25 protein-coding genes, 1 other RNA gene and 1 riboswitch are annotated in these 23,985 nt (G+C 58.3%); of the genes, 9 read left to right on the top strand and 17 right to left on the bottom strand.

All coding sequences use genetic code 11. The features are described 5' to 3' along the window. Window positions 1–38 precede the first annotated feature (38 nt). The 9 genes from rapZ to ACW4YW_RS07895 all read right to left on the bottom strand — a co-directional run bounded on the left by rapZ (window position 39) and on the right by ACW4YW_RS07895 (window position 7,438). Window positions 39–881: an RNase adapter RapZ gene (rapZ, locus tag ACW4YW_RS07935; RefSeq protein WP_457137085.1), complete on the bottom strand. Its 843-nt coding sequence runs from the start codon at window positions 879–881 to the stop codon at window positions 39–41. A 3-nt stretch (window positions 882–884) separates the two neighbouring features. Then, window positions 885–1,844: an HPr(Ser) kinase/phosphatase gene (gene hprK, locus ACW4YW_RS07930; protein ID WP_457137084.1), complete on the bottom strand. Its 960-nt coding sequence runs from the start codon at window positions 1,842–1,844 to the stop codon at window positions 885–887. A gap of 109 nt (window positions 1,845–1,953) precedes the next feature. Then, complete coding sequence (gene hpf / locus ACW4YW_RS07925) at window positions 1,954–2,280, bottom strand: ribosome hibernation-promoting factor, HPF/YfiA family (protein ID WP_457137083.1); 327 nt, start codon at window positions 2,278–2,280, stop codon at window positions 1,954–1,956. Between the two features lie 30 nt (window positions 2,281–2,310). Further along, window positions 2,311–3,777 (bottom strand): RNA polymerase factor sigma-54, encoded by a 1,467-nt coding sequence (locus tag ACW4YW_RS07920; protein WP_457137082.1) that lies wholly within the window; start codon window positions 3,775–3,777, stop codon window positions 2,311–2,313. 19 nt (window positions 3,778–3,796) lie between these two features. Next, window positions 3,797–4,519, bottom strand: a complete 723-nt coding sequence (gene lptB, locus ACW4YW_RS07915) for an LPS export ABC transporter ATP-binding protein (protein ID WP_407997662.1) — start codon at window positions 4,517–4,519, stop codon at window positions 3,797–3,799. A gap of 88 nt (window positions 4,520–4,607) precedes the next feature. Continuing rightward, window positions 4,608–5,114 (bottom strand): lipopolysaccharide transport periplasmic protein LptA, encoded by a 507-nt coding sequence (gene lptA / locus ACW4YW_RS07910; protein ID WP_457137303.1) that lies wholly within the window; start codon window positions 5,112–5,114, stop codon window positions 4,608–4,610. 58 nt (window positions 5,115–5,172) lie between these two features. Continuing rightward, complete coding sequence (lptC, locus tag ACW4YW_RS07905) at window positions 5,173–5,904, bottom strand: LPS export ABC transporter periplasmic protein LptC (protein WP_457137081.1); 732 nt, start codon at window positions 5,902–5,904, stop codon at window positions 5,173–5,175. Window positions 5,905–5,911: 7 nt separating this feature from the next. Next, entirely contained in the window at window positions 5,912–6,436 is a 525-nt protein-coding gene (locus tag ACW4YW_RS07900) for a KdsC family phosphatase (protein WP_309566885.1), read from the bottom strand. 3 nt (window positions 6,437–6,439) lie between these two features. Continuing rightward, on the bottom strand, window positions 6,440–7,438 hold the full coding sequence (locus ACW4YW_RS07895; protein WP_457137080.1) for a KpsF/GutQ family sugar-phosphate isomerase: 999 nt from the start codon (window positions 7,436–7,438) through the stop codon (window positions 6,440–6,442). A 128-nt stretch (window positions 7,439–7,566) separates the two neighbouring features. Here ACW4YW_RS07895 and ACW4YW_RS07890 point away from each other — a divergent pair, with 128 nt between their 5' ends. The 6 genes from ACW4YW_RS07890 to ppk1 all read left to right on the top strand — a co-directional run bounded on the left by ACW4YW_RS07890 (window position 7,567) and on the right by ppk1 (window position 14,586). Beyond that, entirely contained in the window at window positions 7,567–8,652 is a 1,086-nt protein-coding gene (locus ACW4YW_RS07890) for an NAD(P)/FAD-dependent oxidoreductase (protein ID WP_457137079.1), read from the top strand. A 140-nt stretch (window positions 8,653–8,792) separates the two neighbouring features. Further along, a complete protein-coding gene (locus ACW4YW_RS07885; RefSeq protein WP_457137078.1) occupies window positions 8,793–9,374 on the top strand; it encodes a superoxide dismutase in 582 nt (193 codons plus the stop codon). Between the two features lie 200 nt (window positions 9,375–9,574). Beyond that, complete coding sequence (locus ACW4YW_RS07880; RefSeq protein ID WP_457137077.1) at window positions 9,575–9,883, top strand: hypothetical protein; 309 nt, start codon at window positions 9,575–9,577, stop codon at window positions 9,881–9,883. 122 nt (window positions 9,884–10,005) lie between these two features. Continuing rightward, a complete protein-coding gene (locus tag ACW4YW_RS07875; protein WP_457137302.1) occupies window positions 10,006–12,090 on the top strand; it encodes a TonB-dependent receptor in 2,085 nt (694 codons plus the stop codon). 90 nt (window positions 12,091–12,180) lie between these two features. Further along, on the top strand, window positions 12,181–12,453 hold the full coding sequence (locus tag ACW4YW_RS07870; RefSeq protein WP_309566872.1) for an oxidative damage protection protein: 273 nt from the start codon (window positions 12,181–12,183) through the stop codon (window positions 12,451–12,453). Between the two features lie 51 nt (window positions 12,454–12,504). Then, the gene (ppk1, locus tag ACW4YW_RS07865; protein WP_457137076.1) at window positions 12,505–14,586 is read left to right on the top strand and encodes a polyphosphate kinase 1; all 2,082 of its coding nucleotides are present in this window, start codon (window positions 12,505–12,507) and stop codon (window positions 14,584–14,586) included. Between the two features lie 82 nt (window positions 14,587–14,668). Here the strand turns inward: ppk1 and ppx are convergent, their stop codons facing one another. The 3 genes from ppx to rpiA form a co-directional block, all read right to left on the bottom strand. Beyond that, on the bottom strand, window positions 14,669–16,168 hold the full coding sequence (gene ppx / locus ACW4YW_RS07860; RefSeq protein WP_457137075.1) for an exopolyphosphatase: 1,500 nt from the start codon (window positions 16,166–16,168) through the stop codon (window positions 14,669–14,671). Between the two features lie 53 nt (window positions 16,169–16,221). Further along, the gene (phoU, locus tag ACW4YW_RS07855; protein WP_226757426.1) at window positions 16,222–16,929 is read right to left on the bottom strand and encodes a phosphate signaling complex protein PhoU; all 708 of its coding nucleotides are present in this window, start codon (window positions 16,927–16,929) and stop codon (window positions 16,222–16,224) included. A 121-nt stretch (window positions 16,930–17,050) separates the two neighbouring features. Continuing rightward, a complete protein-coding gene (gene rpiA, locus ACW4YW_RS07850) occupies window positions 17,051–17,710 on the bottom strand; it encodes a ribose-5-phosphate isomerase RpiA (RefSeq protein WP_457137074.1) in 660 nt (219 codons plus the stop codon). Between the two features lie 172 nt (window positions 17,711–17,882). Here rpiA and ilvA point away from each other — a divergent pair, with 172 nt between their 5' ends. Further along, a complete protein-coding gene (gene ilvA, locus ACW4YW_RS07845) occupies window positions 17,883–19,394 on the top strand; it encodes a threonine ammonia-lyase, biosynthetic (protein WP_457137073.1) in 1,512 nt (503 codons plus the stop codon). A gap of 61 nt (window positions 19,395–19,455) precedes the next feature. Here ilvA and ACW4YW_RS07840 read toward each other — a convergent pair whose 3' ends face one another. Together ACW4YW_RS07840 and ACW4YW_RS07835 are read right to left on the bottom strand one after the other, a co-directional pair. Further along, window positions 19,456–19,905 carry a transcriptional repressor gene (locus tag ACW4YW_RS07840; RefSeq protein ID WP_457137072.1) on the bottom strand — a complete coding sequence of 150 codons (450 nt, stop codon included), beginning with the start codon at window positions 19,903–19,905 and terminating at the stop codon, window positions 19,456–19,458. A gap of 63 nt (window positions 19,906–19,968) precedes the next feature. Further along, window positions 19,969–20,427, bottom strand: a complete 459-nt coding sequence (locus ACW4YW_RS07835; RefSeq protein WP_457137071.1) for an EVE domain-containing protein — start codon at window positions 20,425–20,427, stop codon at window positions 19,969–19,971. Window positions 20,428–20,494: 67 nt separating this feature from the next. Here ACW4YW_RS07835 and ACW4YW_RS07830 point away from each other — a divergent pair, with 67 nt between their 5' ends. Next, a complete protein-coding gene (locus tag ACW4YW_RS07830) occupies window positions 20,495–20,854 on the top strand; it encodes a DUF2237 family protein (protein WP_457137070.1) in 360 nt (119 codons plus the stop codon). 13 nt (window positions 20,855–20,867) lie between these two features. Here the strand turns inward: ACW4YW_RS07830 and ssrS are convergent. From ssrS to ACW4YW_RS07815, 3 genes are all read right to left on the bottom strand, one after another. Beyond that, window positions 20,868–21,048: non-coding RNA, 6S RNA (gene ssrS, locus ACW4YW_RS07825), on the bottom strand. Between the two features lie 73 nt (window positions 21,049–21,121). Then, a complete protein-coding gene (locus tag ACW4YW_RS07820; protein WP_457137069.1) occupies window positions 21,122–21,430 on the bottom strand; it encodes a cell division protein ZapA in 309 nt (102 codons plus the stop codon). Next, window positions 21,427–21,627 (bottom strand): hypothetical protein, encoded by a 201-nt coding sequence (locus ACW4YW_RS07815; RefSeq protein ID WP_457137068.1) that lies wholly within the window; start codon window positions 21,625–21,627, stop codon window positions 21,427–21,429. Before ACW4YW_RS07815 ends, ACW4YW_RS07820 begins: the two co-directional genes overlap by 4 nt. A gap of 117 nt (window positions 21,628–21,744) precedes the next feature. Then, a riboswitch (cobalamin riboswitch) is annotated at window positions 21,745–21,966 on the top strand. Between the two features lie 115 nt (window positions 21,967–22,081). On the opposite strand from ACW4YW_RS07815, the gene ACW4YW_RS07810 reads away from it, so the two are divergent. Further along, entirely contained in the window at window positions 22,082–23,932 is a 1,851-nt protein-coding gene (locus ACW4YW_RS07810; protein ID WP_457137067.1) for a TonB-dependent receptor domain-containing protein, read from the top strand. Window positions 23,933–23,985 lie beyond the last annotated feature (53 nt).

The raw sequence follows: 23,985 nt of genomic DNA, 5'->3' as shown, positions 1-23,985 counted from the left end.
CCCGTATCCTCAGGAGCTTTCCGGCCGGCGATGCCAGCCTAGTTTTTCTCCAGTGACCTATGCCGTACCAGCACGCGGTATTGCTGGTGACGGAAATGCGCCGCAAGGCGCTCTGCGAAATAGACCGAACGATGCTGGCCGCCCGTGCAGCCAATCGCCACGGTCAGGTAGCTGCGGTTGTCGGCAATGAAACTGGGCAGCCAGCGCTCGATAAAACCGCGGATATCGTCGTACATGCCGTGCACGCTGTCGTGGCCTTCGAGGAAATCGCATACAGGCTTGTCCTGACCAGTTTGCGGCCTGAGCTCCAGGTCGTAATAGGGGTTGGGCAGGCAACGCACGTCGAACACGTAATCCGCATCCAACGGGATACCGTGCTTGAAGCCGAACGAGGAGAACAGCAGGATCAGTTCGCCGTTCTTCTGCGTCACGAATTCCTTGACCCAGTTGCGCAAGGCATTGGCGCTAAGGCTGCTGGTATCGATGCGCAACCCCATGTCCACCAGCGGCTCCAGCAAATGGCGCTCGTGGCTGATGCTTTCGGCCAGGGTGCTGGTGTCGCTGCTCAACGGATGGCGCCGGCGCGTTTCGCTGTAGCGCTTGACCAGGGTCTCGACATTGGCCTCCAAGAACAACACCTGCACTTCGATGCCCTCGCCCTTGAGCTTACGGATGTTGCCGGGCAGTGCCTCGAGCGAGGCGCTGCGGGTATCGATGCTGATCGCCACCCGTTCGTGGTTTCCCTGGCTCAGGTGCTCCGAAGCCTGGTGCAGCAAGGTGGCAGGCAGGTTGTCGATGCAATAGTAGCCGCTGTCCTCCAGCATCTTGAGTACGATGCTCTTGCCTGAACCCGAAAGACCGGTGACGATCACAAGCTGCATGGCCTATTCCGCCTGCGATTTGAGTTTGCGGGAAGTGCGTGCCATCTCGCGGTGCTGGCGCTGCATGAACTGCTTGGTGCCGTTGATGCCGCGCAGCAGCAGCATGTGGTTGCGCACCGCAACCTCCACCAGCACGGCGATATTGCGCCCGGCAGCTACCGGGATCACCACCTTGGGAACTTTGACCTCGAGGATTTTTTCATGCTGGGATTTGATCTTGAGCCGGTCGAGCGGCACCATGGTATCGGCCATTTCCAGTTGCACGATCAGGTCGAGCGGCTTGGTCGGCTTGACGGCGTTGTCGCCAAACAAGGCGCGGATATTGAGCACGCCTAACCCTCGCACCTCAAGGAAGTCCTGCAGCAGCGGCGGGCATCGCCCTTCCAGCCGGTCCGGCGCGATACGGTAGAAGTCGACAATATCGTCGGCGACCAGGCGATGCCCGCGGGAAATCAATTCCAGCGCCAGCTCGCTCTTGCCGATTGCCGGCGTGCCCTTGATCATAAGGCCGAAGCCCTGCACTTCCATGAACACGCCGTGCAGGCTTTCCGATATCGCCACCGCCTGGGCAAGATAATGGCTGAGCACGTCCATGAGGCCGGGGCTGCGCAACGGGGAGGTAAACAAGGGGGTGCTGAACTCGTCGGAGGCGGCCACCAGTTCATCCGGCGCTTCTTCGCCATTTGCAACAATGATCGCCGCCAAGTCGGCGGAAAACAGGTTCTTGATGGCCTGGAACAACTCGCGCGCCTTGAGACTGCGTAAATAATCCATTTCTGCGCAACCCAGCACCTGCACGCGGTTGGGATGCACAAAATTCAGGTGACCAACCAGCGCCAGGGATGGCTTGGTCACGGTTTCACTGGTCAGGGGGTTATCGCCGCCGGCTAACCCTGCTACCCATTTCAGCTTGAGCTTGCGGCGCGTATCCTTGTAAAGCTGGGTAACACTGATTTCAGCCATGTGTGCTTAATACCTTGGGAATGAATAAGCGGAAGGATTTGCTGCAAGAGCGCCAAATCCATGCATGAAAACCGGACTTGGCACTCTTTTGCAGCATTTCGCTAAAAGATTACTCGACCACCTGGTGCTTCAAACCTCCGGATGCCTGGTTGTGGTTGCTGACTTTTTCCTTATGTTTCACTACCTGGCGGTCGAGCTTGTCAGCCAGCGAGTCAATCGCGCTGTACATGCTTTCCGCCCCGCATTCCGCGTGCAGGTCGTTGCCCGGCACATGCAGGGTGGCTTCCGCCTTTTGCACCAGTTTCTCCACGCTCAGCGTGACCTTGAGGTCAATCACATGGTCAAAGTGATTGCTGAGTCGTGCCAGCTTGGACTGCACATATTCGCGCAGGGCTGGGGTAACGTCGAGGTGATGTCCGGTCAGGTGCAAATTCATAACGCTCTCCTTACTTGAAAAACGCGCAAATCAAAGCGACTTGCGCTGGTTGGCCGCGGGTATCTGTAGAGACTCGCGGTATTTCGCTATGGTTCTTCTTGCAACAACTATGCCTTGTTTGCCAAGGATGTCGGTAATCTGGTTGTCAGACAGCGGCTTCTTCGGGTTTTCCTCGCTCACCATCTGCTTGATCAACGCGCGGATCGCCGTGGCGGAGCACGCCCCTCCCGACTCCGTCGCCACATGGCTGCCGAAGAAATACTTCAACTCGTACACGCCGCGCGGTGTGAGCATGTACTTCCTCGTCGTCACGCGCGACACGGTGGATTCATGCAGGCCCAACTCGTCTGCAATCTCGCGCAGCACCAGCGGGCGCATGGCTACCTCGCCGTGTTCGAAGAAGTTGCGCTGCCTATCCACAATCGCCTGCGACACGCGCAGGATGGTGGAGAAACGCTGCTGGATGTTCTTGATCATCCATTTCGCTTCCTGCATCTGGCTCATAAGGTATTGACTGGAGCTATCGCGATTACGTTTCAGGATGCCGGCATAAAGCTGATTGATGCGCAGCTTGGGCACCACTTCGTCATTGAGGCTGGCGATCCAGATGCCCTTCACCTTTTTCACCACGATTTCGTGCTGGATGTAGTGGTCCGAGGTGATATGGCTGAACTCGCCGCCTGGGCGTGGGTTGAGTTGGGTCACCAGCTGCTGCACCGTTTTCAGGACATCGTCGTCGCAATGCAGCAGTTTGCGCAGGCGCGTGTAATCGCGGCTCGCCAGCAAAGGCAGATGTTGCTCGGCAACCTTGATCGCCAGGTCCACGGAGGGCGTATCTGCCGGCAGGGCGCGCAACTGCAATGCCAGGCACTCGGCCAGGTTACGGGCGCCGATGCCGGGCGGATCGAGGTTCTGGATATGCTTGAGCGCGGTTTCCAACTCGAGCAGGTCGATTTCGAGCTCTTCCGGCAGAAGCTCGGCCAGCTCTTCCAGCGACTGCTCGAGATAGCCGTCGTCATTGATGGCGTCCACCAGCACCATCGCCAGGGTCTGGTCGCGTTCTGACAGCGGTAGCAGCTTGATCTGGCTCAGCAGGTGCTCGCGCAAGGTGAGGTTGACCGCTTCCTGGAAACTGAAGTCGTTGTCGTCGTCATTGTTGGCGCCGCCCTCTTCCCAGCGGTTGCTGCCCTGGAAAGATTCGAAGTAATCGTCCCCGCCGCCGAATTCGTCAACGCGCGGCAACTCCTCGCTGGCTGGCGCAGGCGCCTCGCTGGCAGGAGCGGCGACCGCGGCATCCGGAGCGGGACTGTAGCTTTCGGACATCTCGGCAGCACCGTCCGGGCCGTCTATGCGCTCCAGCAAGGGGTTGGCCTGCAACAGCGACTCCAGCTCCTGGTTGAGTTCCTGCGAAGACAGCTGCAACAGCTTGATCGACTGTTGCAACTGCGGCGTCAATGCCAGGTTCTGGGAAAATTTTAGCTGTAGACTTTGTTTCATCTCTCTAATTCTGCGTTGACTACAGGCGGAAATCCTTGCCCAAGTAAACTTCTCTTACACTTTCGTTATGTATGATCTCGCTGGGCTTCCCCGATGCGAATACGCGGCCTTCATTCACGATGTAGGCGCGATCGCATATGCCCAATGTTTCACGGACATTATGATCCGTGATCAGTACCCCGATATTGCGCTCGGTCAGAAAACGCACGATCTTCTGAATGTCCAGCACGGCAATCGGGTCGATCCCGGCAAACGGCTCATCCAGTAGGATGAAACTGGGATTGGTCGCCAAACATCGGGCGATTTCCACCCGGCGTCGCTCGCCACCGGACAGGCTCACCGCCATGCTGTTGCGTATATGGGTGATATGGAGCTCCTGCAGCAGGGATTCAAGCTGTTCCTTCTGCTGCTCGGCCGTCATGTTCTGCAATTCGAGGATGGCCTGGATGTTTTCCGTCACGGTCATCTTGCGGAAGATCGACGGCTCCTGCGGCAGGTAGGCCAGGCCCATGCGCGCGCGCTGGTGTATGGGCATCCGGCTCAGATCCTTGCCATCCAGCAATATGCGTCCGCCATCTAGGGGCACCAGGCCCACCATCATGTAGAAACTGGTAGTCTTGCCCGCGCCGTTCGGCCCGAGCAACCCGACCACCTCGCCGCTGTTGAGCTGCAGGGAAATATCCTGCACCACGGTGCGCGACTTGTATTTCTTGCGTAAGCTTTCTACGATTAATTCACTCATTTATGCAATATCTATCGATGCCGTCTCTATAAAGCGCGGTTGCCTTCGGCCCGCATACAGACAAAGGCCCTCCAAATAGCCGTCAAGCTCAGGGAGTTTCTGCCGCGGGTTTCTTCTTGGGCTGGATAATGGCCCGCACTCGGCCAGTGGGTGTTGCAGGTGTCGCCGCTTGCGAGCCGCCGCTGATGACTTCCGCATACTCGGCATTGGCGTCATACATGATGTAGTCGCCATGCACGATATCCTCGCCGCGTTTGACCCATGCCTTGGTAAACAGCTGCACCTTGTCCATGCGTCCATCATACTCTATCCGCTGGGCGCTGCCTTCCATGTATTCGTTCTTGCCATCGCGCTTCTGCTTGAAGGTGGTGGGATTGCCATAGGACGTGCTGTGCTGGAAGCCTTCCTTGTCCTCGCGCACGATCAGCCTGTCGCCTCGGATCACCAGCGTGCCCTGGGTCAGGATGACGTTGCCGGTATAGGTGCTGGTCTTCTTGGCATCATTGACCTGCACGGAGTCGGCCTCCAGCTCGATCGGCTTTTCCCGGTCGGCCTTTTCGGCATGTGCCGTTGCAGACAGCATGCCGGCCAACATGGCAAGCAATAATGAATAACGCAGGTTGCGCATAGGGTCTCCGCTGAAGAATGTCGTTCTACTTGGTTTTAGTGGGCTGCTTGGCATTTTTGCTGTTACCGGATGTCGTCTTGCTGTTCTTGGAAGCCGCAGGCTTGGCTGCCGCCTGCTTAGGCTTGCTTGCCGTGCTGGTCTTGCTTGCCGCTTTTGGCTTGCTGCTCGTGCGCTTAGTGGCAGCCGGGCGTTCATAATGGCTGCGCACCCGTTTGTTGAGCTGGATAGTCTGGTTCTTCTTGTCGTAGACCATCCCGACCGCGCGCACCACGCTTTTCGGCCCTTGCGTAATCACCACAGGCTGGTCGGTCGACGCGATCTCGCTGTCCGGCTCCACGCGCAGGTATTCCGTCGTCAGCGTCATTTCCTGCCGGTCGCCAAATGCCTGCCGCACCACGCGCACGTCATCGCGGAACTCCACGACCTCGCCGTTGCTGGACACATGTCCGCGCTTGCCTGTTATCGTCGTGGTGGGCTTGCCGACGCCAAACTGGGTGAAATGCGGGTTTTCCAGCTCGGTAGTGTCGTCGTCCGGGTAATGCCGCATTTCAGAAGCCTTGAGAATATGGCTGATCGACCCTGTCGCATCCGTCTTGGTCGTGACGAAATTGTTCAGGATGTAATCGGGGTCGTGACGCGTCGTCCCATCCACGCGCGGCTCCGGCGGCTGCACCGTGCGGTCGATCCACAGCGTAATCAGGGCCAGCAGCCCGAGTACGGCAAGCGGAAACAGGATGGTATTGGTACGTCCTTGCATATCTCGCTTACTTCAAATAAGGGGCCATTTGCGCATCGAAGGTGCCTTGCGCCTTCATGAGCAGTTCGCAGACTTCGCGCACGGCGCCGAACCCGGCCTGGCGCTCTGTGGTGTAATGGGCATACTCCTTGACCAGCGGCATCGCGTGCGGCACGGTGATCGCCAGCCCGGCACGGCGCATGGGCGGAATGTCGATCACGTCGTCCCCCATGAACAGGCATTCCTCGGCAGACACTCCTTGCTTCTCGAGCAAGTCGTTGAAAGCCTCGAGCTTGTCGTCTATGCCCTGGTAGATGATCTGCACGCCGGTATTCTCGGCACGCTTCACCACCACATTGGACTTGCGGCCCGTGATATAGGCCATACGGACGCCGGTATGCTTGAGCATCTTCATTCCCAGGCCGTCCTGGGAATGGAACACCTTGTATTCCAGCCCGTCATCCCCCAGCATCAAGCCGCCATTGGTGAGGACACCGTCAACGTCAAACACTGCAATCTTGATGCGCTTTGCGCGTTCTTCTAAGGAAATCAACTTCTAAACCACCTTTGCCATGAGTAAGTCGTGCATATTGAGTGCGCCGACCAGGTTACCCTGCCGGTCGACGACCAGCAGGCTGCTTATTGAATATTGCTCCATCAAGGCCACGGCATCGACCGCCAGCTGCTCCGGGGCAATGACCTGCGGATCTTCATGCATGACGTCGCCCATGCTGGTGCCGTGGATGTCGATCCCGGCCTCGAAAGCCCGGCGCAAGTCGCCGTCCGTGAATATGCCGACCGGCTTGCCTGCCGCATCCAGCACCGCCGTCATGCCCAGCCCCTTGCGCGACATTTCCAGCAGGCCGTCCTTGAGGCTGCTGCTGCTTGGTATGCCGGGGATGTCGTTCCCGCTGCGCATGATGTCCTGCACATGCAGCAGCAGGCGCCGCCCGATCGAGCCGCCAGGATGGGCCAATGCGAAATCCTCGCGCGAGAACCCGCGCTGGTCCAGCAAGGTCACGGCGAGCGCATCGCCCAGCGCCAGCGCTGCCGTCGTGCTCGCCGTGGGGGCGAGCCCCAGCGGACAGGCCTCCTGCGATACGTGGGCGTCGAGGAAAATCGCCGCCGCCTTGGACAAGGTCGAGTGACGGTTGCCCGAAATACTGATGATAGGGGCGCCGATGCGCTTCAATGGCGGCAACAGCGCCAGCAGCTCATCCGCCTCTCCGGAATTCGACAGGGCGATCACCACGTCATCCCGGGTGATCATGCCCAGGTCGCCATGGCTCGCCTCGGCGGGATGCATGAAAAAAGCCGGCGTACCGGTACTGGCCAGCGTGGCGGCGATCTTGTTGCCGATATGCCCGGACTTGCCGATGCCGGTCACGACAACTCGGCCCCGGCATTGTAAAATAAGCTCGACTGCGTTGACGAAATTCTCATCCAGGCGCTCGGCCAATGCCTGCACTTCCCGCGCCTCGATGGACAAGACCTCGCGCGCAAGTTGCAGTGGTGCGGTTGCGCTATTGCTCGTCTTTAACTTGGAAATTCCCATATGTGCCAAGTATAAAAGGGAATGTTCCCTGAATAAAGGATATGCCGGCAAAGTCGGCATAATTTTTGCGTGATTAATTTATTCCAGCCTAGCCGCCCCCATACCCCCATCTCCCGGAAACACACATCATGAGCCAGCACGTACTGATCGCCGGCGGCGGCATCGTCGGCTGCCTCACGGCCATGGAGCTGGTTTCCCGCGGCTGCAAGGTCACCATCGTCGAGCGCAACAAGATCGCAAGCCAGACATCTGGAGAGTCTTCCTGGGCAGGCACGGGCATCATGTTCCCGCTGTTGCCATGGATGTATTCGGACCACGTCAACACCCTTACCCACTATGGCGCATCGCGGTATAAGGAGATCTGCGCGCGGCTGTTCAGCGAGACCGGCATAGACCCGCAAATGCTCAATTCCGGCTTCCTGCTGCTGCCGCCATTCGACCGCGAGGCGGGCCTGGCCTGGTGTAACCGTTACCAACTCAAGGCAGAAGCGGCCAGGGTTGAAGACTTTGGCGTGCAATCTCCCAGCGGGCAAGATGCGCTATGGCTGCCCGAGGTCAACCAGGTCCGCCCCCCTTGCCTCATGCATGCCCTGCGCACATGGCTGGAGAACAACGACGTGCGACTGCTGGAGCATACCGAGCTCATGCCGCTTTCCTCCGATGTGACCAAGCTCGCCGCGTGGCGTACCACGGCGGGTGAATTGCTGGAGGCAGACCGCTTCGTCGTCACTTCAGGAGCGTGGAGCTTCGACCTCCTCAAGGAAGTCGCCAGCAAGCTGCAGATTAAGCCCATGCGCGGGCAGATCCTGCTCTACAAACCGGAACGCAACCCCGGCGCCGTGGTTTTCCGCGAGGATTTCTACCTGGTGCCGCGCCGCGATGGCTACCTGCTGGCCGGCAGCACCCTGGAAGACGTCGGGTTCGATCCATCCGTGACGGATGCCGTCCGTGACGAAATCCGCGCCAAGGCCGAAGCCCTGATGCCGGAACTTGGGGCGCTCCCCATCATCAAGCACTGGAGCGGCCTGCGCCCCGGCACGCCCGAGAACCTGCCCGTGATCGGCCCGCACCCAGACGTGGAAAACCTCTACCTCAATACCGGGCATTTCCGCTACGGGCTGACCATGGGCCCGGCAAGCGCCAGCCTGGTAGCAGCATTGATCTGCGGCGAAACGGCCTGGACCGACCCGGCTCCCTTCTCCCTGCCCCAATAACCCACAGCACAGATCTCGATCAGGTACCGACTAGCCTCCACTTGATCGATTTCAAGAATGATTCGCGCTACCTCAGCCATTTTCTTCTTATGGCAAAATGCCGGCCAAATCCTATCAACCCAATAAAAAAAGGAATAAGCATGGCACATCAACTCCCTCCGCTACCGTACGCCAAAGATGCCTTGGAACCCGTCATTTCGGCCGAGACCATCGACTTCCACTATGGCAAGCACCACCAGGCCTATGTGACCAACCTCAACAACCTGGTTCAGGGAACCGAGTTCGAGAACGCCAGCCTGGAAGAGATCGTGAAGAAATCCTCCGGCGGCATCTTCAATAATGCAGCCCAGGTGTGGAACCACACCTTCTACTGGAATTGCTTCAAGCCTAACGGCGGCGGCGAGCCCACCGGCGAGCTGGCAGCGGCAATCGACAAGGCGTTCGGCTCTTTCGAGGAATTCAAGAAACAATTCACGCAAAAAGCCATCACCACATTCGGCGCCGGCTGGGCATGGCTGGTCAAGAACGCGGACGGCAGCCTGAGCCTGGAAAGCACCAGCAACGCCGAGACTCCCTTGACCAAGGGCCAGACCCCGTTGCTGACCATCGACGTCTGGGAGCATGCCTATTACGTCGATTACCGCAACGCGCGCCCGAAATATGCGGAAGAGTTCTGGAACATCGTGAATTGGGACTTTGTGACCGCCAACTTCAAGGCATAAAGGCTCGCAGTCAACCGCCCAGAGCCGCTAAATTCAGTGCAGCAATTCTGGCTAGGCGCCCTACCCTAGGCAGCAGAGGTGGTACGGCAAGGCAATAACGCCTGAAGGAGTTTGTTAACGGTCCCAAGGCAAAAAACGGCTAGGCCATTCTTGGTCCTAGCCGTTTCTTTTTTTCACGATAGCCTGCTAGAATCGCAACCATGTTGCGCAAAATCCTGCTCGGTTATGTACTTTCGCTATTGCTGCTATTCGGCCAGCAAAGCATTGCCGCGCACGAAATCTGGCACATCCACGACCAGCTTACCCATGCCAAGGACCAGGCGCCGCAGCACAATGCCTGCGAACAATGCCTGGGGCTGGGCAGCCTGGAAAGCTTTATTCCCGCAACACAGCCAGCGCTCCATTTCAGCGCCGGCCACACCGGCTTTGTTGCGCCCGTCAGCATTGAACCGCGCACCGAACGCACTGTTGCCTATATCTCGCGCGCACCGCCAGCAATCTCCATCTAGCCAGACCCGGCATATCCTCGCCTGAGTCAAAGGATATGCCTGCCATTGCGTTTCCCCGGCTTGGGGAAGCCGCGGTCGTGCTTGTGCACGGCCTGTTGAATAGATTGAATGCGAGATTCGAGATGCAGAACCCTGAGACAAAAGCCATCAATACAACAGTTGCGCCCGCACCAATTGCGCCAAAGAAAATCCTAACCGCCATCACCATGGCATTCAGCAGCACCCTGATTTCCATGCCTGCACACGCGGCAGGGGAAATCGAGCTGCCCACCGTCGCCGTCACCGCGAACCCGCTGGGCGTCGCCTCCGACGACATGGTCGTCCCGGTCTCCACCCTGAGCGGCCGCGAGCTCTCGCTGCAGCGCGAAAGCACATTGGGCGAAACTCTGAAATCCATTCCCGGCGTTTCTTCCACCTATTTCGGCCCCAACGCCTCGCGCCCCATCATCCGCGGCCTGGACGGGGAGCGCGTGCGCATGATGCAGAACGGCGTCGGCATTCTTGACGCTTCCAGCCTGAGCTTTGACCACGCCGTGGCGCTGGACCCGCTGGTAATCGAGCAGATCGACGTGGTGCGCGGCCCTGCGGCCCTACTTTACGGCGGCAGCGCAGTAGGCGGCGTGGTGAACGCGATTGACCACCGCATTCCAAAGGAGGCCATCGACGGCGTCACCGGACGCAGCGAGGTGCGGTTCGGCGGCGCGGAAAACCAGAAAAATGGCGCGGTCGTCGTCGATGCCGGCAATGGCGTGCTCACCGTGCACGCGGACGCCTACAAGCGCAAGACCGACGATCTCGATATTCCAGGCTACGCCATGTCGCGCCGCAAGAGCGAGCAGTCCGGAGAGGCGCGGGAGCACAAGGGCCGCCTGGTGAACAGCGGCTCGGATGCCGACGGCGGCGCGATCGGCGCTTCGATAGCGCTGGAAAACGGCTATGTCGGCATGTCCTACTCCACCTTCAACAGCAAATACGGCACGGTGGCGGAACCGGATGTCCTCATCGACATGAAGAGCGACCGCTGGGACTTTGCCTCCGAACTGCGCGACCTGGGCAGCATCATCAGCAAGGTCAAGGTACGCATGGCCTATACCGACTACGAGCACCAGGAGCTGGAGGACGGCGAAGTGGGTACCACCTTCAAGAACCGCGGCGTGGAAGGCTCGATCGAAGCCACCCACGGCAATATCGGCCCGCTCAACGGCGTGATCGGCATGCAGTTCCACAACTCCAAGTTCCAGGCGCTGGGCGAGGAGGCCTTCGTGCCGTCCACCCGCACCAATACGCGCGCGGTCTATCTATATGAAGAGCTTCCGCTGGACGCGCTCAAGCTGACTTTCGGCGGACGTGTCGAGCACGCCAAGATCGAATCCAGCGACAACGAGGACTTCGGTCCAGGTCAGTCCCGCTCGTTCACGCCATACAGCTTTGCCGCCGGCGCGCTGTTCAAGCTGGACGAGCAATGGTCCGTCACCGCCAACCTGTCGCACAACGAACGTGCGCCCAGTTACTTCGAACTGTATGCCGACGGCGAGCATGTGGCGACCGACCAGTATGAAGTCGGCTCCAGCGACCTCAAGAAAGAGCGCTCGAACGGCATAGACGCCCAGTTGCGCTGGAAGCAGAACCACGACTCCTTCCACATTGGCGCCTATTACACCCGGTTTAGCAATTTCATCGGGCTGTTCAACACTGGAGAGCTGGTGAACGAGGACGGCATCCCGGGACAGGCCGATTCCGAAATAACCGAAGCCAGGTTCACGGGCGCCAAAGCGACATTCAAGGGCCTGGAAGCCGAAGGCAAGTTCCGCGTCTATGAGCAGGTCGGCTCGCTGGACCTGAACCTGCGCGGCGACTACGTGCGCGCCACCAACCGCGACACCGGCGATTCGCTGCCGCGCATCTCGCCGTTGAGGCTGGGCTTCGGGCTGGATTACCGTTTCAACCGTTTCGGCTCACGCTTGGATGTATTGCGCGCCTTCAAGCAGGACCGCACCGATGCGAACGAACTCGCCACGGACGGTTACACCTTGGTCAACGCCACCCTGACCTACAAGCTGCCCACTTCGCAGTATTTCCAGCTGGAGGCTTTCGCCAAGGCGTACAACCTGCTGGACCAGACCATACGCGACCATACCTCCATCCTCAAGGACATCGCGCCCATGGGCGGCCGCTCGCTGCTGGTCGGCCTGCGCGGGGAGTTCTAGCCACAGCGCTGCCCGCGGCCGCGGTATCGCCGCCGCGGGCAGCTTGCGCTATGATGTCGGTCTTGATTCACTTCAACAAAGATCGACATCATGGCACGTACCGTTTTCTGCGTTAAGCTGGGCCGCAATGCTGACGGCCTGGATTTCCCCCCTTATCCCGGCGAGCTCGGCAAGCGTATTTTCGAGCATGTCTCCAAGGAAGCCTGGGCCGGCTGGCTCAAGCAGCAAACCATGCTGGTCAACGAAAACCGCCTGAGCCTGGCCGACCCGCAAGCGCGCAAATATCTCGCCCAACAGACTGAGGCCTATTTCTTCGGCGATGGCGCGGACACTGCTTCAGGCTACGTCCCGCCCAACAGTTGAACCATTTTTCATTAAAGTGTCATATTTCGGGCATACAGTGAGGTTTTCATCATGTTGCCCGTCAAATTGAGTCCCGAATATTTTATCAATCGCGAACTAGGCATCCTGGCCTTCAACCGTCGCGTACTGGCCCAGGCTGAAGACGAAAACGTTCCCCTGCTTGAGCGCCTTAAATTCCTCTGCATTTTCAGCAGCAATATGGACGAGTTCTTCGAGGTGCGCGTCGCGGGCCTCAAGAACCAGATCAAGTACAATTCCCCGCACGTAGGCGCCGACGGCATGCTGCCCAAGCAGGCGCTCGCCAAGGTCAGCAACTTGGCCCACGAAATGGTGGACCACCAATACAAGATTCTCAACGAGGTGGTGCTGCCGCAGCTTGCCGCCCAGGAAATCCGCTTTATCCGTCGCGGCGACTGGAGCGATGTGCAGCGCGAGTGGATCGCCGCTTACTTCTTCCGTGAGCTGATGCCCATCCTCACGCCTATCGGGCTGGATCCGGCGCACCCGTTTCCTCGCGTACTCAACAAGAGCCTGAACTTTGCCGTGGAACTGGAAGGCAAGGACGCGTTCGGCCGCAATTCCGGCGTCGCCATCGTGCAGGCGCCTCGCGCGCTGCCGCGCGTCATTCGCCTGCCGCGCGACATCGCGGGTTGCGACCACGGCTTCGTGTTCCTGTCCTCCATCCTGCATGCCCACGTCAACGAACTGTTCTCGGGCATGATTGTGAAAGGCTGCTACCAGTTCCGCGTCACGCGCGACAGCGACCTGATCCTGGACGATGATGAAACCAAGGACTTGCGCCTTGCGCTGCAGGGCGAATTGACCCACCGGCAATATGGCGATGCGGTACGGCTGGAAGTGGCCGACAGCTGCCCGACTGAAATGTCCGCCTTCCTGCTGGGGCAATTCGGCCTGAGCCAGGATGACCTTTACCAGGTCAACGGCCTCGTCAACCTCGTCCGCCTGATGCAGATCCCGGACAGCGTGGACCGCCCGGACCTGAAATACCCGCTCTATACGCCCAGCCTGCCCAAGGAAATGGCCAAGGACCCGGACATCTTCAAGGCCATCCGCAAGCAGGATATCTTGCTGCACCACCCGTTCCAGTCGTTCAACCCGGTCGTGGAGTTCATCACGCAGGCCGCCGAGGACCCGCAAGTACTGGCGATCAAGCAGACGTTCTACCGCACTAGCGCCGACTCGACGCTGATGCAGTCACTGATCGACGCGGCGCAGCGCGGCAAGGAAGTCACCGTGGTCGTGGAGCTGCTGGCGCGCTTTGATGAAGAAGCCAACATCAACTGGGCGGCCAAGCTGGAAAATGCCGGCGCCCACGTCGTCTATGGCGTGGTCGGGCACAAGACCCACGCCAAGATGGCCATGGTCGTGCGGCGTGACGAAGACAAGCTGCGGCGCTATGTGCATATTGCCACCGGCAATTACCACCAGCGCACCGCGCGTCTATATACCGACTTCGGCCTGCTCACCTGCCAGGAAGAAATCAGCGAGGACGTGAACGACGTATTCGCCCAGTTGACTGGCTTGGGACGGGCCAGCAAGCTACGCCATCTCTGGCAGTCGCCGTTCACCCTGCATCAGCGCACGATCAAGGCGATCCAGAATGAAGCCGAGATTGCCAAGTCCGGCAAGAAAGCGCGCATCATTGCCAAGATGAACGCCTTGCTCGATCCCGACGTGATCCGCGCCCTGTACGATGCCTCCAGCGCCGGCGTGCAGATCGAGCTCATCGTGCGAGGCGTTTGCGCCTTGCGTCCCGGCATTCCCGGCGTATCGGAAAACATCAAGGTGCGCTCCATCGTCGGCCGCTTCCTCGAGCACACCCGCATCTTCTACTTTTACGACAACGGCGCCGAGCACATCTACCTGTCGAGCGCGGACTGGATGTACCGCAACTTCTTCCGCCGCATCGAAGTATGCTTCCCATTGCTGGATGCCAAGGTGAAGAAGCGCGTTTTCAAGGAAGGCCTGGAACCCTACCTCAAGGATAATTCCAACGCCTGGGAAATGCAGCCCGACGGCAATTACGAGCTCAAGCCGGGCCGCCGCGCCAGCTTCTCAGCACAGCAGTTCCTCATGGCGGAGTATGGCCAGGAAATATTGCCTGACGCCTAAGCGAGTACGCACTCCAGTAACAGAAAAGGCCGGAACATCCGGCCTTTTTCTTGTTATTACGCATGTGCAGCAAGATGCTGTCTCAGGAAACCAGCTCTAGGCTCAGGCCGATCTCCTTCCAGTAGGCCACTTCATTGAATAGCTCCGCTTCCGTCAGCGGGTTTTCCTTGAGCCATGCAGAAGCGATATTGAGCTGATAGCCGGACTTCAGGATCGACAATGCTGGCTCCGGGTAATGATCGGGCTGGCGATTGCGGTGGAACAGCACGGCCAGCCGCAAAATCAGGATCAACAGCAAGCGGTCGTGGTGCCCGATCAGGTCGGCCTCGAGCTTGGCAAGGGAGCGCCGGTGCGCCTTGACCAGCAGGCCCAGCGTCTCCTGCTCCATGTTGGAGAAGCCAGGCATGTCGGCGTTCTCGACAATATAGGCGGAATGCTTGTGATAACCCGCATGGGCGATGGAGACCCCGATCTCGTGCAGATATGCGGCCCAGGTCAGGTATTGTGCCGCGGTTTCCTCATCCCATTGCTGCAATTGGCCTGCGCATTGCGCCAGCAAGCGCAATGCCATCTCGCGCACGCGCTCGGCCTGGTCGGGCTCTATATGGTAGCGGCGCATGAAGCTTGAAACCGTGATCTCGCGGACATCCTGGTCATGCAAGCGGCCGAGCAGTTCATAGAGCACGCCTTCGCGCAGGGCGCTGTTCGCCGTCGTCATGCGCTCGATCTTGAGGGCATCGAATGCCGCCGTCATAATGGCCAGTCCTCCTGGCAGCACCGCCGCACGGTCGGCACTCAACCCAGGCAAGTCGATCTTCTTGATGTCCTTGACCTTGAGCAATTGCTCGCGCAGGAACTCCAGGCCCTCCCTGGTGATTTCGCCTTCGCTCAAGCCGCTCAGGCGGATGATCTCGCCCAAGGCCTTGGCCGTCCCGGATGAGCCGACCGCTTCGTCCCAGCCTTCCGCAATGAAATGCTTGCGTATGCTCTGGATTTCCGCGGCAGCGGCAATCCGCGCACCCTCGAATGCGCTTTCCGTGAGCTTGCCGTCGGGGAAATAGCGCAAGCTGTAGCTGACGCAGCCCATGTACAGGCTTTCCATTTCGATGGGTTCGATACCCTGCCCGATGATGAACTCAGTAGAGCCGCCACCGATGTCGATCACCAAGCGTTTGTGCGTGGCGGGAGGCAGGCTGTGGCTAACGCCAACGAAAATCATGCGCGCTTCTTCACGGCCTGCGATGATTTCGATGGGGAACCCGAGCGCAGCCTGCGCTTCCTGCATCAGGTTGGGCGCATTGCGCGCGACGCGGAAAGTATTGGTGGCAACCGCACGCACCGCCTGCACAGGCAATCCACGCAGGCGCTCACCAAAACGCTTGAGACAGTCAATCGCCCGTTGCTGCGCATCGGCGCTCAGGTTGTTCTTCGCATCCAGCCCCGCGCCTAGGCGAACGGCTTCACGCAAGGAGTCATGGAAAATGAGGTGGCCGTCTGCAACCCGTGCGAGCTGCAGACGGAAACTGTTGGAACCCAGATCGACTGCCGCGATCTCAGGAAAATCCGATTTTTTGGTAGGCAAGTTCGACCTTCTTGTAAAACGCTAAACCGTTGCCGCCATCGCGGCGGCTGACATCAGGGTTCCTGAGCTTCGCGCTCCATCTCCTGCACCGTGGTATGGCGTACGTCCTTACCTTTTACCATGTAGATCACGTATTCGGCAATATTCTTGGCATGGTCGCCGATGCGCTCGATGGCCTTGGCGACGAACAGGACTTCAAGCGACATGGAAATGGTACGCGGGTCTTCCAGCATGAAGGTGATCAGCTGGCGCATCGCGGCACGGAACTGTTCGTCCACCTGCTCGTCCTGGCGCGCCACGTCCACGGTCTTGGTCACATCCAGGCGCGCAAAGGCGTCCAGCGCGGTGCGCAGCATTTCGCGCACATGGCCGACCATGGTCTTGATCTCGTTGAAACGCGGCGTATAGAGACGGCCGGATTCGGACACTTTCTGAGCCACGCGGGCAATCTTGGTCGCCTCGTCGCCGATCCGCTCCAGGTCGGTAATGGTCTTGACCACCATCATGATCATGCGCAGATCGCCTGCGGCTGGCTGGCGGCGCGCGATAATGTGGCTGCAGTCCTCATCCACTTGCACTTCAAGCGCATTCACCTTGTGGTCATTCGCAATCACCTTGTCTGCCAACGTAAGGTTGACAGTTACCAGGGCTTCCAGCGCATTGACGATTTGCTGCTCGACCAAACCGCCCATTTCGAGCACTTTTGCACGGACTGATTCCAGCTCGGCATCGTATTGCTTGTATGTATGTTCAAATTGCATAACGCGATCCCTTCCGTGATTGAAACTGGCCGGACTGCGCTAGTTCCGGCCAGTGTTTTGAGTCAACGTTGTAGTGTAATTGCCGATTATGACAATTTCATGTTGAACTGGTGCGCATCGATTACTTGGCGGTCAATGTCTTGACGCCGTCCGCTGTCGCCAGCAGCAGTACATTGGCTGGACGGGAAGCGAACAGGCCGTTGGTCACGACGCCGACGATGGCGTTGATCTTGGTTTCCAGCTCTACCGGGTCGGCGATGGTCAGGCCATGCACGTCCAGGATCACGTTGCCGTTGTCAGTGGTGAAGTCGCGCAGCTTGGGCTGGCCGCCCAGCTTCACCAGCTCGCGCGCCACATGCTCGCGCGCCATCGGGATCACCTCGACAGGCAACGGGAACTTGCCCAGCACGGACACCAGCTTGCTCTGGTCGCAGATACAGATGAAATCCTTGGCACAGGCCGCCACGATCTTCTCGCGTGTCAGCGCGCCGCCGCCGCCCTTGAGCATGTGCATTTGCTCGGTGATCTCGTCCGCGCCGTCGACGTAGATTTCCATGCCGTCCACGTCATTGAGGTCGAACACTTCGATACCATGGCCGCGCAGGCGCTGGGCAGTCGCTTCGGAGCTGGCGACGGCGCCGTCGATGCGGTCCTTGACCTTGGCCAGTTCATCGATAAAGAAATTGGCCGTGGAACCCGTGCCCACGCCGATGATGCCGCTCTTCACATACTCGACGGCCGCCTTGGCAACCTGTTGCTTCAATTCGTCTTGTGTAGCCATTTATTTAAACCTTTTGCTTATTTGTGACCAAATCGGGGCTTGCAAACGCTGTATGAGCCAGCGCAACATTTTGCAGGCCCCGTGTTTTCTTTATAATTCAGGTTCTTTGTGAACCAAACCCCTCAATCATACACTGCCGCACTATACAGTGCAGCCCTGGACAGCGTCCCTCATGAAAATCGATTACCTGCATAAAATCAAATCCGCCCGCGTTTACGACGTCGCGAGCAAGACCCCGTTGGACCTGCTTCCCAACATTTCCCGACGCATCCACAACCAGGTACTGCTCAAACGCGAGGACATGCAGCCCGTATTTTCATTCAAGCTGCGCGGCGCCTACAACAAGATGGCGCAGCTTTCCACCGAGGCATTGTCGCGCGGCGTAATCACCGCTTCGGCAGGCAACCATGCGCAGGGCGTGGCCCTGGCCGCCAAGAATGCGGGCTGCCGCGCCGTCATCGTCATGCCGGTCACCACGCCCGGCATCAAGGTCGATGCCGTGCGCAACCGCGGCGCCGAAGTGGTGCTGGCTGGCGAATCCTATACGGATTCGTACAACCACGCGCTGAAGCTCATGGATGAGCATCAGCTCACCTTCGTCCACCCTTTCGACGATCCCGACGTGATCGCGGGACAAGGCACCGTGGCGGTGGAGATATTGCAGGACAACCCCGGCCCTATCGAGGCGATTTTCTGCCCGGTCGGCGGCGGCGGCCTGATTGCGGGCGTGGCCGCCTATATCAAGGCGGTACGCCCCGAGATCAAGATCATCGGCGTCGAGGTCAACGACGCCAATGCGATGACGGTTTCGCTGCAGCAAGGCGAGCGCGTCACATTGGACCAGGTCGGCCTGTTTGCGGACGGCAAGGCGGTCAAGCTGGTCGGAGAAGAGACTTTCCGTCTGTGCCAGCAATATGTCGACGAGATGATCCTGGTCGACAACGACGCCATCTGCGCGGCCATCAAGGACGTATTCGAGGATACGCGCGCCATCCTCGAGCCGACGGGCGCCCTGGCGCTCGCCGGCCTCAAGGCCTACGCCCAGCAGCACAACCTGCAAGGCAAGACATTGGTGGCGGTCGCCTCGGGCGCCAACATGAGCTTCGACCGCCTGCGCTTCGTCGCCGAACGCGCGGAAATCGGCGAGAAGCGCGAAGCGGTGCTGGCCGTGACCATTCCCGAAACTCCGGGCTCATTCAAGAAGTTCTGCCGGCTGATCGGCAACCGCAATATCACCGAGTTCAACTACCGCTACGCCGACGCCACGGCCGCGCATATCTATGTCGGCGTCGCCATCCAGGACCCCAGCGAATCCGGCATGCTGGTCAGGCAATTGCAGGAACACGGCTTGCCGGCATTGGACCTGAGCGAGAATGAAGTGGCAAAACTGCACCTGCGCCACCTGGTAGGAGGCCATGCGCCGCAGGCCGAGCACGAGCAGGTCTACCGCTTCGAGTTCCCGGAAAAACCTGGGGCGCTGATGAATTTCCTCGACAGCATGCGTCATGACTGGAATATCAGCCTGTTCCATTACCGTAACCATGGCGCGGATTTCGGCAGGGTGCTGGTCGGCATGCAGGTGCCGCCGGGAGAGGAACAGGCATTCACCGATTTCCTGCAGAACCTGGGCTACCCGTACTGGGAGGAAAGCAACAACCCGGCTTACAAGCTGTTCCTCGGATAAGCTGAGAGCCCAAATAAAAAGCCCGCCAACTGGCGGGCTTTTTGCATACCTTGACCCTGTATCAGGCTTTGGCAGCCAAGGGGGTGCCGTAGGCGGTGATATCGTAATCGGTGAGCTCGTAGCCCAGCTCGCGCACGATCACCTTGAGACGCTCCTCGATACCGAGATCGTAGAATTCGCGAACCTCACCGGTGCTGGTGCTGACCAGGTGGCCATGGTGCTCTTCGCCGTCGTTCAACTCATACACGGCCTTGTTGTTGCCCAACTGGCTTTTCTTCAAGAGCCCTGTCTGTTCGAATTGCGCCAGTACGCGGTACACCGTGGCCAAGCCGAACTCGGAATGCTCGGTAATCAGGATCCGGTACACGTCTTCAGCCGCCAGGTGGCGCTGCTCGCTGTTACGGAAGATATCCAGCACCTTGAGACGTGGCAACGTGATTTTCAGGCCACTGTTTCTCAAATCCTGATGCGGATCCACTACTCCGTCTTCTTTTTTCGTTCCCACTATCATCTCCTTAATCAATTGAATCCTGACGCCGCAATAGCATATCACGCATTGGGATGATGCCAAGCATCAGGAAAGTAGTTTCATGATGAACTCCCAGTCCCTGGGGTCCACTGGCGTAATCGAGAGCCGGTTGCCGCGTTGCAGGATGCGCAAGTTCTGCAGCTCCGGCGTTTCACGCAATTCTTTCAAGCTCAACAAGCGCGTCTTGCGCACCAGCCTTACATCCACATTGAACCAGCGCGGACTCTCCGGCGTCGCCTTGGGGTCATAGTACTTATGGCCCTCTATAAACTGCAGGCGGTCGGGATAAGCCAGCTTGCTGACTTCGGCAATGCCCACGATGCCAGGTTCCGCACAATTGGAATGATAGAACAATACGCCATCGCCGACCTTCATCTGGTCTCGCATGAAGTTGCGCGCCTGGTAATTGCGCACCCCGTACCAATCTACCGTCTGATCGGGGAAGGAAGCCAGGTCATCGATCGACACGTCGGATGGCTCGGATTTCATCAACCAGTAACGCATGAAATTCTCAAATCAACACAGATTCCGTATCATAACCCGAGTCGCATTCAATTTCAGAATCTCCAGCATGGCCCGCAACGTCCTTGGCACTACATTACAACCTTGCAGCATGGACCCGATCACCGGGTTCACCCGCAGCGGCAGCTGCGAAACCGGGCCCGAAGACATCGGCAGCCATACCGTGTGCGCCATGATGACCGAGGAATTCCTCGCATTCTCTCTCTCCAGGGGCAACGACCTCAGCACGCCGCGGCCGGAATACGGCTTCCCCGGGCTGGCGCCGGGCGAGCGCTGGTGCCTGTGCGCATCGCGCTGGCACGAAGCTGCCGAGGCAGGCTATGCCCCGCCAGTGGTGCTGGAAGCGTCCCACGAGCGCGCATTGGAGATTGTCAGCCTTGCCGACCTGGAATACCACGCCTTGAGATAAAGGGCTGAAATGGGAGTTCCCCGCAAATGCCATCCGGACCGGCATCCTGAACCTGTACGGTTCAAGTGGTAACGACCTAAAGCTACGTTAGGTACACCCGCATCGGAGCGCGCACACTGTTACTTAACAGACCGAAACCAAAGCCAAATTTATGGTTCAAGGAATCTATGGCCCGAACAGCACCGCAGGGAACAAAGGGAAGAAGCCAGGATCATCCGGCCTCTGAAAACTTGTGGCAGTTGAACTGTCTTGGATTAAAAAACCGCTTTAAAACAGCTGGTTTTGATCGTCGCCGACGGCAGTATCAATCTGCTCCTGCATGGAAGCAATTCTACGCTTGAAATCGCCAATGTCAAAACCGCCGGCATCCGTCGTCAATAGCTCATGCGCGATATTGAGCGCCGCCATGATGGCAATCTTCTCGGCACCGACCACCTTGCCGGTATCGCGGATTTCGCGCATTTTCTTGTCGAGATAATCGACCGAGCGCAACAAGGCCTCGCGCTCATCGTCAGTACACGCGATCGTCAGCTCGCGCCCCATGATGCTGACATCGACGCCACGCACGCTGCTCATACGGTTCCCTCCGGAAGACGCTCGATCAGGGCCTGCAGCTTCTGGCTGGCAAGCTCCATGTTTTCCTTCATCTGCTTGTTGTCATCCTGGGAGCGCACAAGCTCCTGACGGAGCTCAAGATTTTCAGCACGCAACAATTGGCATAGGGATATCAGCCGCGTGAGCTTTTCTTCCAACGTGATCAAATCAGCATTCATGGCGCCACTATAATTGCAAAATCAGCACATGGTCAACTGCACCCAAGAATTTATGGCATGTTTACAACACCTTATATTAAAAACTTATTTCACCGTATAAAGTGCGAATCATTTATAATCGCCAACAAGTTTTGAGGTGTCCTTGGCCTGTTCATGGCGCAAGGGTGAAACTGGGAAACAGGTGCGTGGCATCCCGACGTCGCGATCCACAATGCCTGTGCTGCCCCCGCAACGGTAAGCAAGCCGATAAGCCACATGCCACTGTGAGATGTTTTCATGGGAAGGCGGCGTATCACTGATCTTGCAAGCCCGGAGACCGGCCTGAAGACGACTAGGAAGTGCTGCGGGGATGCGGCTGACCGATGACCATCCGGCGACGGATCATGCTCCCTGCACACTCTCACTCGTTACCAGCTCTCGCGGGGCCGCGGGAGTCTTATGGAGTTTGCAGTTGATGTTCCGATTTTCCCTGGGTACCGTCGCCCTTGCCTCGATTTATTCCCTACCCTTGGCAGCCAATGCTGCCGACATCCGGCTAGAAGACACGATTGTCACGGCTTCGCGTACCGAACAGAAAATCAGCGAAGTGATCGGCGATGTATCCGTCATTACCTCTGATCAAATCGAGAAGGCCGGCCAAACTACATTGGCAGAACTGCTTGCAACGCAACCTGGGATTGAAATAACCAGCAACGGAGGTGTTGGCAAATCCACGGATATTTTCATGCGCGGCGCCAATAGCACCCATACCCTGATCTTGGTCGATGGCGTACGCATCAGTTCCGCCACCACTGGCGTGACGGCAATACAGCATATTCCGCTGAGCCAGATTGATCGGGTGGAAATCCTGCGCGGGCCTGCCAGTGGTATGTATGGCGCTGATGCCATTGGCGGCGTCATCCAGATATTCACCAAGAAAGGCCAAGGCACGCCTACGTTCAATGCCTCGGCCGGACTCGGCACTTACGGTACGGCCATCGGCGAAGCAGGGGTAAGCGGCCGCATCGGCAACACCAGCTATAGCCTTCAAGGCGGCATGACCCATGTGCATGGCATCAGCTCCTTGCGCAACAAGAATGCCAGAGGTTACAACAGCGATGCCGACGGCTACCGCAACCAGAACATTGCCGCCAAGCTGACACAGCACTTCGGAGAAAACCACGAAATTGGTTTCAATATTCTAGTCAGCGATGCCCGCAACTTCAATGACGGTACTACCGCAGCCTCATCCCGGTACGATCAATATATTGACCAGACCTTGTCCACCTATACCATACATAGCAAAAACCGCTTTACTGATTACTGGACAAGCCTGGTGACATTCTCACGCGGAATCGACGACCTCACGTCATACTCCAAGCAACCGACACAAACCACCAGCAACAGCATCAAAACCACGCAGGACCAGTATCTCTGGCAGAACACCTTGAATACCGCCTGGGGAACGTTCAATATCGGCATAGAGCGCAGGGAACAAAAAGCCGAAACCTTGCCCACCGCCCTGCCTGAAGACAGGCGCGATATCCAGTCCTACCTGGCTGGCTGGCAAAAACGCTTTGATAAGCATAATGTGCAGCTCAACCTGCGCAACGACGACAATTCGCAATTCGGCAACAAAACCACCGGCAGCGTGGCCTACGCCTATGAAATCACGCCACACTGGAAAGCGAATGCCGCCTACGGCACGGCCTTTGCCGCCCCGACCTTTAATCAGCTTTACTATCCGAATTTCGGCAATCCAGACCTCAAGCCCGAAGAGTCGCGCAATAAGGAAATCGGCCTGAAATACGATCATGGCAACCATCATGTGGCAGCCACTTATTACCTCAACGAAGTGGACAACCTGATCATCAATCCGAGAACCGGCAACAACTTCACGAATGTCGCGCAGAATATCAATCAGGCCAGGCTTTCCGGCCTGACCTTGAGTTACCAGGGCGTACTGGCAGGGTTCAACATACGCGCCAGCAGCGATTTCCAGCGCCCGGAAGACGAGGAAACAGGTAACCTGCTGCCAAGGCGGGCAAAGGAACATGGTGTATTTGCAATCAGCAAGCGTATCCATGGCTGGGAAATCGGCAGCGAGATCCGAAGTAGCTCCCATCGCTATAACGATACCGCCAACACCGTCAGGCTCTCCGGCTACACCTTGGTCAACCTTTATACAAACTATCAAATCAATGATGACTGGTCGCTGAACGCCAGAGTCAACAACCTGTTCGACCGCAAATACGAACTAGCCAAGGACTACGGCACCTTCGGCACCAATTTGTTCGTGTCCGTGCGCTATGCGCCGGCACTGTAATTGCGATGCGAAACCGCAACAAACTGCGTGGGCTCCGGCATTTCGGTTAAAAT

Source organism: Methylobacillus pratensis, assembly GCF_054072455.1.
This window is presented reverse-complemented; position numbering and strand designations above follow the sequence as displayed.